This is a genomic window from Acidobacteriota bacterium, from assembly GCA_018268895.1.
Classification (GTDB): Bacteria; Acidobacteriota; Terriglobia; order Terriglobales; family Acidobacteriaceae; genus Edaphobacter.
On record JAFDVP010000001.1, the window covers coordinates 1,269,047 to 1,282,970 of the forward strand.

The 13,924-nt window shown below is 59.4% G+C and carries 11 protein-coding genes; 6 read left to right on the top strand and 5 right to left on the bottom strand.

Annotated features, from left to right (window positions below; genetic code table 11):
* Nucleotides 1-73: 73 nt before the first annotated feature.
* Nucleotides 74-577 (top strand): PaaI family thioesterase, encoded by a 504-nt coding sequence (locus JSS95_05500; GenBank protein ID MBS1799262.1) that lies wholly within the window; start codon nucleotides 74-76, stop codon nucleotides 575-577.
* Between the two features lie 60 nt (nucleotides 578-637).
* On the opposite strand, the gene JSS95_05505 is transcribed toward JSS95_05500, so the two are convergent.
* Nucleotides 638-1,360, bottom strand: a complete 723-nt coding sequence (locus JSS95_05505) for a glycosyltransferase (protein MBS1799263.1) — start codon at nucleotides 1,358-1,360, stop codon at nucleotides 638-640.
* Nucleotides 1,361-1,583: 223 nt separating this feature from the next.
* On the opposite strand from JSS95_05505, the gene pdxS reads away from it, so the two are divergent.
* The 3 genes from pdxS (at nucleotide 1,584) to JSS95_05520 (ending at nucleotide 4,379) form a co-directional block, all read left to right on the top strand.
* The gene (gene pdxS, locus JSS95_05510) at nucleotides 1,584-2,537 is read left to right on the top strand and encodes a pyridoxal 5'-phosphate synthase lyase subunit PdxS (protein MBS1799264.1); all 954 of its coding nucleotides are present in this window, start codon (nucleotides 1,584-1,586) and stop codon (nucleotides 2,535-2,537) included.
* A gap of 597 nt (nucleotides 2,538-3,134) precedes the next feature.
* Nucleotides 3,135-3,614, top strand: coding sequence for a DUF2059 domain-containing protein (locus tag JSS95_05515; GenBank protein MBS1799265.1), 480 nt, complete (start codon nucleotides 3,135-3,137; stop codon nucleotides 3,612-3,614).
* Between the two features lie 105 nt (nucleotides 3,615-3,719).
* Nucleotides 3,720-4,379 (top strand): pyridoxamine 5'-phosphate oxidase family protein, encoded by a 660-nt coding sequence (locus JSS95_05520; protein MBS1799266.1) that lies wholly within the window; start codon nucleotides 3,720-3,722, stop codon nucleotides 4,377-4,379.
* Here the strand turns inward: JSS95_05520 and JSS95_05525 are convergent.
* Nucleotides 4,354-5,952, bottom strand: a complete 1,599-nt coding sequence (locus JSS95_05525; GenBank protein ID MBS1799267.1) for a hypothetical protein — start codon at nucleotides 5,950-5,952, stop codon at nucleotides 4,354-4,356. The genes JSS95_05520 and JSS95_05525 overlap by 26 nt on opposite strands.
* Nucleotides 5,953-6,375: 423 nt before the next feature.
* On the opposite strand from JSS95_05525, the gene pdxT reads away from it, so the two are divergent.
* Nucleotides 6,376-6,990, top strand: coding sequence for a pyridoxal 5'-phosphate synthase glutaminase subunit PdxT (gene pdxT, locus JSS95_05530; GenBank protein MBS1799268.1), 615 nt, complete (start codon nucleotides 6,376-6,378; stop codon nucleotides 6,988-6,990).
* On the opposite strand, the gene JSS95_05535 is transcribed toward pdxT, so the two are convergent.
* The gene (locus JSS95_05535; protein ID MBS1799269.1) at nucleotides 6,987-7,760 is read right to left on the bottom strand and encodes a DUF4239 domain-containing protein; all 774 of its coding nucleotides are present in this window, start codon (nucleotides 7,758-7,760) and stop codon (nucleotides 6,987-6,989) included. The two genes, pdxT and JSS95_05535, sit on opposite strands and share 4 nt — an antisense overlap.
* A 178-nt stretch (nucleotides 7,761-7,938) precedes the next feature.
* On the opposite strand from JSS95_05535, the gene secA reads away from it, so the two are divergent.
* Complete coding sequence (gene secA, locus JSS95_05540) at nucleotides 7,939-10,992, top strand: preprotein translocase subunit SecA (GenBank protein MBS1799270.1); 3,054 nt, start codon at nucleotides 7,939-7,941, stop codon at nucleotides 10,990-10,992.
* A 403-nt stretch (nucleotides 10,993-11,395) separates the two neighbouring features.
* Here the strand turns inward: secA and JSS95_05545 are convergent, their stop codons facing one another.
* Nucleotides 11,396-11,986: a hypothetical protein gene (locus tag JSS95_05545; GenBank protein ID MBS1799271.1), complete on the bottom strand. Its 591-nt coding sequence runs from the start codon at nucleotides 11,984-11,986 to the stop codon at nucleotides 11,396-11,398.
* Nucleotides 11,986-13,923: a PAS domain-containing protein gene (locus tag JSS95_05550; GenBank protein MBS1799272.1), complete on the bottom strand. Its 1,938-nt coding sequence runs from the start codon at nucleotides 13,921-13,923 to the stop codon at nucleotides 11,986-11,988. Before JSS95_05550 ends, JSS95_05545 begins: the two co-directional genes overlap by 1 nt.
* Nucleotide 13,924: the final 1 nt, after the last annotated feature.

The window sequence follows — 13,924 nt, forward strand, 5'->3', positions numbered from 1 at the left end:
ATCCTCTCAGATCACGCCGCCATCGCGCCACTCATGCCAGACACACGCTATGCTGGTCACGCACAGAGCAGCCATGTCCACACCAGATAGAACCCGCCACGCACCCGATTCCATGGCCGGCAGCCCCACCCTCGACGAGCGCGCCAGCCACTGCTTCGGCTGCGGTCCCGCCAATCCCCAGGGACTCCACCTCGTCTTCACGACCAACACAGACGACCCCGCGCACCCCACCGCAACCGCGCACGTCCAGCTCGACCGCTACCACGAGGGTCCGCCCGGCTACCTCCACGGAGGCCTCGTCGCCACGCTCCTCGACGAAGCCATGAGCAAGCTCAACCGCCCGCTCAACGTCCTCGCCATGACGCGCCACATGGAAGTCGACTACCTCCGCCCCGTCCCTCTCTTCCAGTCGCTCACCCTCATCAGCACGCATCTGCGCCGCGAAGGCCGCAAACTCTTCCACCAAGCCGAGATTCAATCGTCAACAGGCGAAGTTCTCGCACGAGGCAACGGCCTCTTCATTGTGATCGACAAAAAGACACTGGCCGCCGCAGGCCTAGCCAACGCCGACGACTAGTCTCACGAAATTGTCATCCTGAGCGGAGCGCAGCGGAGTCGAAGGACTTGCATTTTTCCACTAGACCTCCGACTCCTCCCAATACCCCTGATCCTTCAGAAAGTATCCGTCGTTCCAGCTATGCAGCATCGTCTTGAAGAACATCCACACCATGCGTCCGTGCCCCAGCTTGCGGAACCTCCGGTTCGTCGTCACCACCCCGCCGCGCACAATGCGGAACCGTATCCGCGCCACACCCTTCGATAGCAAGTAGTCCTCCGCAAACAAAGCCCTCTCGTTGAAGCCACCCAGCTTCCAGAACGCCCTGCGATCAAACAGCATGAACATCCCCGTAGCAAACGGCTTCAGCAGCGACCCCACATACTGCATGAAGTTGTTGCCCGCATACAGCGCGTCGTCAAAGAAACTCCCGTCTCTGCACGAGATATTCGTCGTCACCAGATGCAGCCGCCTGCGCCGCATCCGCCACAGCGCGCGCCGCAGCAGCGTCGACTCCGGCAGCTCCACATCCGCATCCAGAAATAGCACATACGGTGTCGACGCCAGCCGTGCCCCCGCGTTCCTCCCTACCGACGGCAAACCACCCTCGATCACTTCGACCAGCAACCGCCCACGAAAGCTCAGCACTCGCTCCACCGTTCCGTCGGTCGACCCGGCATCGGCGACGATCACCCTCGTCTCCGCCATGCCTTCGTAGTCCTGCCGCGTCAGCGACTCCAGCAGTAGCGGCAGCATCTCGGCCTCGTTCTTCGCCGGAATCACAATCGTCAATTCAGCGCCCATCCCGCCTCCTGCTTCCTTCTTCGCAGCCTCGGGCCTCCACCTGCGCGTCGGCGTGAACACTGTTTGAATTCTCTGCAAATCCAGCATGAACGGCCCTCCCCGATTAACCTCCAGCTATAAGGCTTCCGCCTTATCCCCCCTTTGCAAAAGCTGCTAAACTTGAATCTCTCGCGGCAACGCCCTCAAAACAGAACGCGCACCGCGACTCCCAAGGAGAATCGTCATGGCAGACCACACCACCAACGGCAACTTCAGCTCCTCCACCCTCCGCCTCAAGACCGGCCTGGCAGAGATGCTCAAAGGTGGAGTCATCATGGACGTCATGAACGTCGAGCAGGCGCGCATCGCCGAAGAGTCCGGTGCTATCTCCGTCATGGCGCTCGAGCGCGTCCCCGCCATGATCCGCGCCGAAGGCGGCGTCGCCCGTATGGCCAACCCCAAGCTCATCAAGGAGATCATCGCCGCGGTCTCCGTTCCTGTCATGGCCAAGGCCCGCATCGGCCACTTCGCCGAAGCCCAGGTGCTCCAGACCCTCGGCGTCGACTTCATCGACGAGTCCGAGGTTCTCACCCCCGCCGACGAGACCTACCACATCGACAAGCACGCCTTCACCACGCCCTTCGTCTGCGGAGCACGCAACCTCGGCGAAGCCTGTCGCCGCATCGCAGAAGGCGCAGCCATGATCCGCACCAAGGGCGAACCCGGAACCGGCGACGTCGTCCACGCCGTCCAGCACATGCGCCAGATCGTCCGTGAGATCAAGGCCCTCACCGTCCTCGGCGACGAAGAGCTCTACAACGCCGCCAAGGTTCACGGCGCGCCCTACGAACTCATCAAGATGATCGCCAAGTCCGGCAAGCTCCCCGTACCCAACTTCTCCGCCGGCGGCATCGCCACTCCCGCCGACGCCGCTCTCATGATGCAGCTAGGTGCAGAGACTATCTTCGTAGGCTCGGGAATCTTCATGAAGGAGCGCGCCACTCCTCTCGACGTCGAGAACGACCCCAAGGAGCGCGCCGAAGCCGTCTCTCGCGCCAAGGCCATCGTCATCGCCACCACCCACTTCAACGATCCCAAGATCGTCGCCGAAGCCAGCGAACAGGTCCTCGGCTCTATGAAGGGCCTCGCCGCAGCCGCTATCGAAGAATCACAGCTCATGCAGACCCGCGGCTGGTAGTGGAACGAACTGCGATCCTGCAGCCTAAAATATGGCCGAGGCCGAACTTAATTCGGCCTCGGCATGGTTTCTTTCGCTTCAAGAGCAATGTGGTCCAATGCCCCGAAGAAAATTGGTCGTTGACCTTTTCTGGTAGCTCTTGGCGAATTGATTGTTATGAATATCGACAAGACAATCGACTGATAACTTTTAGTGGTGAAGGGGCTACGATGCAGTGGGATGTATGCATCCCACGCAGACTCTATTGGGATGACAATGCTCAAGAGCCACTAGATCCCGCTATGGAAGAACAGGTGTTGCAGCGGATAACAGTAGCGCTTCAATGGATAGGATTCGGCGTTGGCTTCTTTTTTATTGATCCTGACGATCCACGGATTAAGGTCGGGTGGCTTTCCCAAACCTATTGGAGAAGCTAGAATCGTTATGTTTCCTGTATCGCCAGCACGACCCAAGTGCTGGCGATCAACTTTAATCTCAAAACAGGCAAATCACAGGTTGGTTTCTATGCGTCGAATCACTCTCCTCCCCCTCGTTCTATGTGCCTCACTCGCATCAGCACATGCAGATGAAGCCTCCAAGCGTGCCAAAGCGCAAGAGATGGTAAATCTCCTGCACACCGAACGGATAAGCCAGCAGATCGAAAACAACATCATGAAGCAGGCAGCCACCATGCCGCAGCAACTCTTCGGCGGCGAGGTCCCGTCGGCACAGAAGGAAAAGTTTGACACCTTCCAGCAAAAACTCAAGCAGACGACAGAAGAGCAGATTGGTTGGAAGATCCTCGAACCTGCTTATATCGATCTCTACGCAAAGACCTACACGGAGACGGAACTCGACGCCATCCTGACGTTCTACAAGTCACCGGCCGGTCAGTCCATGCTCAACAAGAGTCCTGAACTCTCCACACAAAGCGTGCAAATGGTTCAGGCCAAGATGTCCGTCCTGCAGCCACAGCTGCAAAAGCTGGCTGAAGACTTCGTGCAGAGCACCAGGCCTACGTCCGCGCAGCCCCCGCCGACTCTGAACCCAACGCCAAAGGCTGCTCCTCAGGCAGCACCAAAATCTACAACCCCTTAGCTCATCTCCACTCAAAGCCGGAAACGATTCTGAATCGTTCCAGGCTCTTCGGTGTCTTATTGATAGAGCGCGAGTCCACCGCTTCAGGAAGGGGCCACTTTATCCATGGCCCATCAGTTCTCCAGTCTCACTTTCACTGACAGCGTAAAAGACGTTCAGCGTGAGATGGGTAGCCGCCTCGCAAACGAGAAGCTCACCGAGCGCGGCTCACCCAACGACACCTTCGGCGACTTCGAAAAAGACTTCATCTCCCGCCGAGACGGCTTCTACCTCTCCACGGTCAGCGAAACCGGATGGCCCTACATTCAATTCCGCGGAGGCCCGGCCGGCTTCCTTCACGTCGTCGACGACCGTACCCTCGCCTACGCCGACGTCACTGGCAACCGGCAGTACATCAGCACAGGCAACCTCCGCTCCAACCATCGCGCCGCACTCTTCCTGATGGACTATCCCCACCAGGGAAGGCTCAAGGTCCTTGCAACCGCCGAGGTCATTCCCTGGAGTGAAGCGCCGGAATGGAAGAACCAGCTCCTGCTTCCCGACAGAAGCCGACCCGAACGCGTCGTCATCCTCCATCTCGCCGCCTTCGACTGGAACTGCCCGCAGCACATCCCCCAGCGCTGGACCATCGATGAGCTAAAGCAGACGCCCCTCTTCGAACGCATCAAGGCTCTCGAGAGCGAAGTCAAAAAACTCCGCTCTCAAATCGCAGAGACAAACGTATCCAAACAGCACGAGGCTAGCTTCCAGCCTTCGTCAGGCTGAACCCCACAATCGTGGCTCCCCCGTTGTACGTCGCCGGAAAGTCCTCGAACTGCTGCACAGATTCCCCTAACGCCGGATCGCAGATCAGCAGTTGGTCGTCCAGCACACCGGCAATAGCAATAACATGCTGCCCTCCTCCCGTCCACTGGATATCCACGCATATCGGCCTGCCTGCGTTGATCTCGCTTGCAATCTGGTCGAGCGTCATCGAACCGGCATCGCTGGCCCAGTTGCCATGCACCTTCAGCGCATCTCCCACGCCGCCTGACTTGATGTACTCCACGGGGATACCTAACGCAGGATTGTTCAACACATTCTCCGCAGCAGTCGTATAAGGATTGGCAAGAATCGCCGCGAGTCCCGGGACCGACGCAACCGCCGACGCGCTCGGACACGCGCTCGTGTTCTTCGCGAAGCCGTTGATGTTCTGCCCGATGGTCGTCATGATCTGGCACTGCTGCGCCGTACTCCCAGAGTTGTAGAAGTGGTTGATGCTCGTGCCCACAGCGATCCAGCACCACTCGTTCGTCTCCTGGAACTGCATCCTCAGACCGATGTTCTGCGGCGTGTCCTGACCAGTGTTACCCGGAATCGTCGCCTGCGCCGACCACTTCGCTCCATCGAACGATGCGTAAAACAGTCGCTGGTCATCATCCATTCCCTTCCACATCGCATAAAGATTCCCTGGATTGAACCGAACCGGCGTCACCGGAATGCCGCTGATCGGTGTCCCACTGATCGGAATACCGGTCACAGGAATCCGTTCGCTGACGCCAGCTTCTTTCACGGTAGGCAGCTTGACCGGGGTCGGTTTGATCGGAGTCGGGATGAGATTCGAAGCCGGACGCATCTGCAACGCCGGCCCAATACTGCTTGCCACCCCGGGGATCAGTGCCTGCGCCGACCAATGCGCGCCATCGAACGACGCAAAGTAAATTCCCTGATCACCAGTCACACCCTTCCACGCCGCATACAGTTTGCCATCAAATGCCGCCAGCGATGGCCCTACGCTTGAAGCCACTCCCGGAATCGTAGCCTGTCCCGACCAGTTCGTTCCATCGAACGACGCGTACCAGATCGCCTGGTCGTTATTCATTCCCTTCCACGCCATATATAGCCTGTTGTCATAGAAGGCGAGCGACGGCGCCACGCTCGTAGCCACTCCCGGAACAACCGCCTGACCACTCCATGTTCCATTGAACGAGGCATACCAGATCGCCTGGTCCGATCCCATTCCCTTCCATGCCGCGTAAAGCCTGCTGCCCATCGCGGCCAACGCTGGTCCGGTACTGCTGGCTACGCCGGGAATCTGTAGTTGGGGTGCCCATGCTCCATTCGCAAACCGTGCATAGAACAATCGCTCGTCGCTATGCTCACCCTTCCATGCAGCAAACATTCCACCGCCATACTCGGCGAGCGAAGGTCCAACACTGCTGTTTCCTGGAATCGTCTGCTGGGTAGCCCAGCTTGCCCCATTGAAGGAGGAGTAGAAGAGTCGGTCATCACCAACCTCACCCTTCCATGCTGCATAAAGTAATCCGTTGTATTCGCAAAGTGCCTGCAAAATGCTCATTGGTTCCCTCTTTTCACGAAGAAATAGGGGCCCTTGGATATTGCTGGGAATTATAAGTGCTATCTGTAAATCAATCTCTATGCACCACATCGCCAATGTGATCGTCATTGTGATCCACAGTCGGGGCATCCGGTAGCTCCATCTCCCCAGAACAAGCCAGGCCCCAGCCCGCCCCCCAATTACCCCATTGCAATACTTCCTCTATTGCCGGGATTTCCACAAAGATCTTGTCAAGCCCCAGAATCGCCGATCTTCCACATAACAAGCCGCTTGTAGAGTGCCGATTCGTCTTGCTCCATTCTCTATACTGGATAGAGCAGTCAAATCAGGAGTCCCGACGCAGTCCCGCAAATAGACAGCAACCGGGACCGTACAAATAAGCCCAATAACCTGAAGACTTTGCGCAGATAAGTACGGAGAGGCATGGCCACCAGAACCCCACAGGCGAAGACAAAGCAGACAGACCTGACCATCGGTATCCTCGCGCTTCAAGGCGCATACGACGCCCACGCGAAGGCCATCAGTAAACTCGGGGCAACCCCTAAGCTTGTTCGTCTCCCTGCCGACCTCGACGGTATCGACGGCCTCATCATGCCCGGTGGCGAATCGACCACCATGCTCAAGTTTTTAGAGCAGCGCGGCTTCTTCGAAGTCCTCAAGGACTTCGTTCAGAAGACACCAACGTTCGGAACCTGTGCCGGGGTCATCCTCCTCGCAAGGGACGTCACCAACCCCGCGCAAAACTCCCTCGGCGTTCTCGACGTCACCGTAGAGCGCAACTCATACGGGCGCCAGATCGACTCCGCCATTCTGACTGCTCCATCGAAACTACCGGGCGGCGAGTTGGAGATGGTCTTCATCCGAGCTCCGCGTATCGTGCGAACTGGCTCCGCCGTGGAAACCCTGGCCAATCGTGACAACGACCCGGTCCTCGTCCGCGAAGGCCATCTGCTCGCTGCAACCTTTCATCCCGAACTGAGCCACGACACCCGTGTCCATCAGCTCTTTCTCAATATGGTCAGCGAACACAAGTGCTAGTGCTGCTTTGTAGAAGCATCCATCACCTTGACCGCATGGATAAAGGCCTCCGGGTGAACCGCAATCGTGCCGTCATACGGCCTTGCCAGGTCCGCAATTGCAGCCAGTGTTGTGACGACCACGAATGTCAGTGCGGCAACCTGGCAATAGTGGAGCCACTTCTTGTCGTTGCCCAACAGGCACGACGACACGATCGTCGTGCCTCCCCCAATCACCAGCAGTATCCACAACAACAGCGGGACCTGGTTGCTGCGCTGCAGATCGCGCATATTCCTACGCTCAGCAAGATTGCCCATCGCATACTGAATATGGTCGATGCTGTTCACCGCAGCCGCATTCGCAGGCGCTGACGAAGCCAGAGCGGCCCACATCTTCGTCACCACATCGACAGCGGCGCGGTCCTCGCGGTTGGCCTGCATCGCCGGCCACTCTTGCTGCACGACTACGGTCTCGTACTCCCTTGCCAGCCTCTGAATCTCCTCCCTTTGTGGCGACGGCAGTCCACCCGCAAGCCGGTAAACATTCAGCATCGACGCCGCTTCCAGGTTTGCATCGATCTGGGCCGACCGAAATCCCTCCCAGACCGTATAAAGCATGAATCCAAGAATCACCCCATAGGTCGTTCCCAGAACACCCAGCTGCCAGGCCGTCACATCGTTTAGTACCTTACGGTTGCTGATCGGCCACAAATAGTTCAGGGCCGCCACCAGCAGCAGCGCACCGGCAATCGATGAACAGATCAGCAGAGTATTTTCGAGATAGCTCAACATCGGTCAGCCACCATCCATTTTTTTTGAAGCCAGATTACGCTTGGGCCCCACGAACTCGAAACGCTTTTTCCACGGCCTGTGCCTCTGTTACAGGCTCCGGTTCCCGCCCCACCCGTCTGCATCAGAACCATTTACACTGTTAATGGGTCGGATTGCGCCCCCACGAAGGACACAAGTTTTGTTCAACTCAGTCGTAGCAAAAGTCTTTGGTACCAGTAACGATCGCGCTGTTAAGCGCCTGATGCCTATCGTCTCCGAGATCAACTCTCTTGAGCCGGCGATGCAGGCCCTGACCGACGAACAGTTGCGCAACAAGACTGCCGAGTTTCGCGAGCGGATTCGCAAAGCCGTCGAAGCAGCCGGAGGATCGTACGGAAGTGGCAATGCCGCCATCACCGTCGCAGGGGCTTCCGATGACGATTCCCGAAAAGAAGATCAGGACCGCATCCAGGCTGCTGAAAAAGAAGCCCTCGACCAGATACTCCCAGAAGCCTTCGCCGTCGTCCGCGAGGCCGGCCGTCGCGTCGTCCAGATGCGTCACTTCGACGTGCAGCTTATCGGCGGCATCGTTCTGCACTCCGGCAAGATCTCCGAAATGAAGACCGGCGAAGGTAAGACCCTCGTCGCCACGCTTCCCTGCTACCTCAACGCCCTCGCCGGCCGCGGCGTCCACGTCGTCACCGTCAACGACTATCTCGCCAAGCGCGACGCCGAGTGGATGGGCAAGATCTACGGCTTCCTCGGTCTCTCCGTCGGCGTCATCGTCCATGACCTCGACGACGCCCAGCGCCGCGCCGCCTACGGCGCCGACATCACCTACGGCACCAACAACGAGTTCGGCTTCGACTACCTGCGCGACAACATGAAGTTCGAGATTGCCGACCAGGTCCAGCGTGGACACTACTACTGCATCGTCGACGAGGTCGACTCCATCCTCATCGACGAGGCCCGCACCCCGCTCATCATCTCCGGCCCCACCGACCAGACCACCGACAAGTACGCCCGCGTCAACGTCATCATTCCGCAGCTCGAGCAGGGCGAGCTGATCGAGACCCTCGAGACCAAGACCTGGACCGGCGACTTCGTCATCGACGAAAAGGCCCGCGCCATCACCGTCACCGACGAGGGCTGGGAGAAGATCGAGAAGCTCCTCGGCATCGGCAACATCGCCGACCCCGAGAACTGGGACCTCAAGCACCACGTCGAGGTCGCCATCAAGGCGCACTCCCTCTACAAGCGCGACGTCGAGTACGTCGTCAAAGAGGGCGAAGTCATCATCGTCGACGAGTTCACCGGCCGCCTCATGCCCGGCCGCCGCTGGTCCGATGGATTGCACCAGGCCGTCGAAGCCAAGGAAGGCGTCTCCATCCGCAAGGAAGACCAGACGCTCGCCACCATCACCTTCCAGAACTACTTCCGCATGTACAAGAAGCTCAGCGGAATGACCGGAACCGCCGAGACCGAAGCCGCCGAGTTCGACAAGATCTACAAGCTCGACATCGTCGTCATCCCCACCAATCGCAAGATGCTGCGCATCGAGTACCCCGACGTCGTCTACCGCACCGCGAAAGAAAAGTACTTCGCCGTTGCCGACGAGATTGCGCGTCTGCACGAGCAGCGTCAACCAGTCCTCGTCGGGACCACCAGCATCGAGAAGTCCGAGCTGCTCTCTGACATCCTCAAGCGCAAGAGTGTTCGCCACGTCGTCCTTAACGCCAAGTTCCACGAGAAGGAAGCCGAGATCGTCGCCCAGGCCGGACGCCTCGGCATGGTCACCATCGCGACCAACATGGCCGGTCGCGGTACCGACATCCTCCTCGGCGGCAACTCCGACTTCATCGCCCGCCAGGATCTCGTCCGCAAGTCGCAGGCCCGTGCCGTCTCCGACGCCGAGGGAGCCATCTCTCCCGTCGCAGGCCCCGGCATGTTCCGCTTCTATTACTCTTCGCAGGAGTTTGAGACCACGCAGGAGGCTTGGGACGCAGCGGTTGCCGCCCACTCCACTGCCGCGGACAAGGAACACGACGCCGTAATCGCCTCCGGTGGCCTTCACATCATCGGCACCGAGCGCCACGAGTCGCGCCGCGTCGACAACCAGCTTCGAGGACGCGCCGGACGCCAGGGCGACCCCGGTGCCTCGCGCTTCTACCTCTCACTCGAAGACGACCTCATGCGCATCTTTGCCCGCGAATGGGTCTCCACTCTGCTCCAGCGCCTCGGCATGGAAGAGGGCGTTCCCATCGAGAGCGGCATGATCTCCCGCCGCATCGAAGCCGCGCAGAAGGCCGTCGAAACCCAGAACTTCGAATCCCGCAAGCACGTCCTCGAGTACGACGACGTCATGAACAAACAGCGCGAGGCCGTCTACGGCCTGCGTAAGCAGTTGATGGAAGGCGTCGACCAGAAGCAGCTCATCACCGACGACTATCTCTCCACCATCCTCTCCAACGTACTTGACGAGAACGCGCCTGAAAAAGCGCACCCCGAAGAGTGGAAGACAGAAGCACTCTTCTCGCAGCTTTATGACCTTTTCGGTGCTCATCTCGAAAAGGAGATCGACGTCACCAACCTCAGCCGTCACGAGCTGGGCGAAGCCATCTTCGAGAACCTGCGCGCCCGTTACGAGGTCAAGGAAAAGATCCTCGGCGCACAGGCCATGCGCTATCACGAGCGCGTCGTGATGCTCTCTGTCCTCGACGGCCTCTGGAAGGACCATCTCCTCCAGATGGACCACCTCAAGGAAGGCATCGGCCTGCGCGGCTACGCCCAGCAGGACCCGCTCGTCGCCTACAAAAAAGAGTCCTTCGAGATGTTCGAGGCCATGATGCTCCGCTTCCAGGAAGATACTGTTCGCCACCTCTTCCGCATGCAGATCATCGGTCCCGACGGGACCCCCATCGAGAGCCTCGACCAGCTCCCTCACGGTTATGGCGGATCGGCCCCGATCGATGCTCCACCCGCTCAACCCGCCCTCGCCTCCGAGGCCGCGCACGCTCCGCAGCATGCTCCCGTACCCATCCCAACCCGCGCGCCTTCAACCACCATCGACGAGCTCGAGCGCGAGTTCCAGCGCAAAAAGCAGCGCGAGCTCGATCTCGCCCGTGCCGCAGGAGGAGCCGCCGCAAACAACGGCAACACACCCCGCGTCACCGGCGAAAAGGTCGGACGCAACGATCCATGCCCATGCGGTTCCGGCAAAAAATTCAAAAAGTGCCACGGCGCAGACGCCTAGCGAACCTCTGATTAAGTCCGGTTTTGTTAAGGGCACCCGTTCGACTGCGCTAAGGGCAGGCTCTTCAGCCGTGCCGCAAGTGGCTTGTCTGCAATGCGGCTTTAGCCGCTGAGGGAATGTTCGGATACTTAATCAGACCTTCCCTAGAGCATTTTTCCTCGGATGAGGGCCAAGGGCCCGACATATTCAGCCTGGGCCGAAAGGCCCAGGTAAGGAATGCCCATCAAGGCCCTGCGCGCTGTAAGCGCGACATAATCCACTCTGGAAGACTACTCCTGACGGAATATTGATCTAGATTGATCTAAGCAGCCACCAAAAGCACGAAAGCGACAGTGTTTCGTGCGCTGCCGCCTAATAATTAACTGTGTCATCCCGCGGCGACGCGGAGGAATCTGCTTTTTCCCTACAGCTTGTCGATATCATCCAGCAGCAGCTTGGCCTTCGTCGCCAGCGTCTTCGCTCCTTCAGTATCGCCTGAGGTCAACGCCTCCTGCGCCTGACGCTGGAAATTCCTTACTGTACTAAGTTGCGCCTTCTGCTCTTCGATCTTCTGCGCGGAAAATCCGCTGATGCGCTTCTCATTCGCCGCAATCAGCCCGGCCGCCTCCTGCTGTGCTCTCGGGCTGGTATCGCCGCCAGAAGACAGCGAGCCAATCTTTGCCACCTCCGGTGCCGGCGATGTTGAGGTCGCTGGCGCATCCCCATTGGGCTGGGCAATCGTCCCCGGGGGAACCGCCACAACCTGCGGCGCCCTTCTGCGCCGCTCCCGCTTGATCTTTGAGGCCGCCGACGCATAGGGCACGGGGGGTAGCTTGATCTGCGGAACCTCCACCATCGCAGGGTGGTCCACTGGTGGAGGAGTCTCCAGGTCCACCGGCTGGGTAATCTGTGGCAGGGGAGGAACGACTGCCTTATGATGGCACCCGAATAAGCCACACAGGAGCCCCGCACTTACAACGGCGGCCCGTATGTCTCGTAATGTCGTACCGTGCATCAAACGTGCTCTCCTACGGCTCTGCTCCTGGCTCCCAGCGTGGCCTTCCTTGTCTCTGTTGCCGATCCTGCCGCCATCGGCAATCGCAGCGTGAATGTTGTCCCTCGATCGGCTGCTGCAGGGTCTGGGTTCGATCGCACATCGAGCGCGCCGCCATGTATTTGCAGAATACGGTACGTCAGCGCCAATCCGATTCCGCTTCCGCGAGGTTTTGTTGTGAAATAAAGTTCAAATATCCGTGGAAGCACATCCGCAGGTATCCCGACGCCCTGGTCCATAATCTCGACCACGCTGAATTGGTGGTCTCTCCGAACCGTCACTCTCACCGTTCCGCCGTCGGGCATGGCCTGCATTCCGTTCAGAAGCAGGTTCAGCACCGCCTGACGCACCAACTCTGCATCCACTCTAACCAACACCGGATCCGCCGGCGCGTCCACCAGCACGCGGACCCCATTCTCCTGCATCTCGGCCGAAGCCAGCTCCACAACGGCCCCGATCACCCGCCTCAGGTCGTGCTCCTTCAACGTCAGCTCCATCGGCCGTGAGAAGTCTGCGAGCGTCTGCACCACGCGGTCCAGCCGCTGCATCTCGTTTGCCAGAATGTCGACATGCCGCTGGGCCCCGCCAAACGCCTCCGGCCCCGCGGCATTCAGCTTGCCCTTCAATAGCTCCAGATGCACCACCATGGCATTGATAGGGTTCTTCACCTCGTGGCCGACACCGGCGGTAAGCCTTCCAATCGCCGCCAGTCTCCGTGCAATCTCAAGCTCCTGTCCCAGCTGCATCATCGACTCAATATCGCGCAGCGTCAGCAGCGTTCCCATGCTTCCGCCGCCCAGTCCATCGTCGATGCGGTCCAGCGAGATCTGCACCTGCCTTCCATCCTCCAGCGTCACTCGCTCCGCGCTCACCTGGTCGCCGCTCGCGAACGCGCTCAACACAGCAGCTCCCAGCGCCGTATCCGGCTCAAAGATCTCCTCCAACTGCTTGCCCACCAACTCGCCTTCGGAACGGTTCAAAAAGTACGCCACCGCATCCGACACCATCACTGCCCGATGGTCTTCCGTGAACATCAGCACGCCGTCGCGCAGCGTATCCAGCATCTGGTTAAGGTTTGCCTGTAGCGCCGTATATCCGGCCTCCTTGGTGCGAATTTGTTCTCCCAGACGGTCGATTGTCTGCGATACCCTCACCACCGCATCGCTGTCCGATTCATTCGACTCCTCCAGCGACGGCTTCACTCCCTGTTGCAGCGATAGTTTCTCAAGCTGCCTGCTGATCGACTCAATCGGCTGCAACGCCAGGTTAGCCAGCAGCGCGGCAAACATCATCGCGGCCACCGCCGCCAGCAGCGCAAACAGCGCCGCCGCCCGCAGCCATGGCTCATACGAGTTCTTCAGAAACGTCGAGCGCACCCCCACATGCACGACCAGAAACGGCTGCCCATTGCGGTCCAGCGCCTGCACCGTATCCAATACCCGCGGCTTACCGAACACCTGCCGAATCTGAAATGCGACGCTTCCCGTCTGCAGGATATCCAGGCTGCTGCGACGTCCTATCCGCTGGTTCACTCCATCGGGATCGGTGCTCACCACCGCTACTCCGTGAGCGTCCACCACGCTCACATCCTGCACCGTCGGCGAGTAGCGCACGATGGCATTCATGATGTCGCCCAATGGCAGATGGCTCCGCAGAGCGTCCCTCACCGCCGCATCGAAGGCCTGGTCCGTCCCATCGGAAGGAGGATTGGCGCGAAGTCCCGTCTCCACCGCCTGGCGCGTCATCAGCACCACTTCGTGCGCAAGCACGTCGTTGGCTGCAGCCGTCTGCTCGATCCTCTGCCGCAGCAGCTCACCGACGAATAACGTCGACAGCACCGCAACAATCGCAAACGTCAGCCCCGTAGCCGATACCACCAGCTTCGTCTTCAGGCGCATC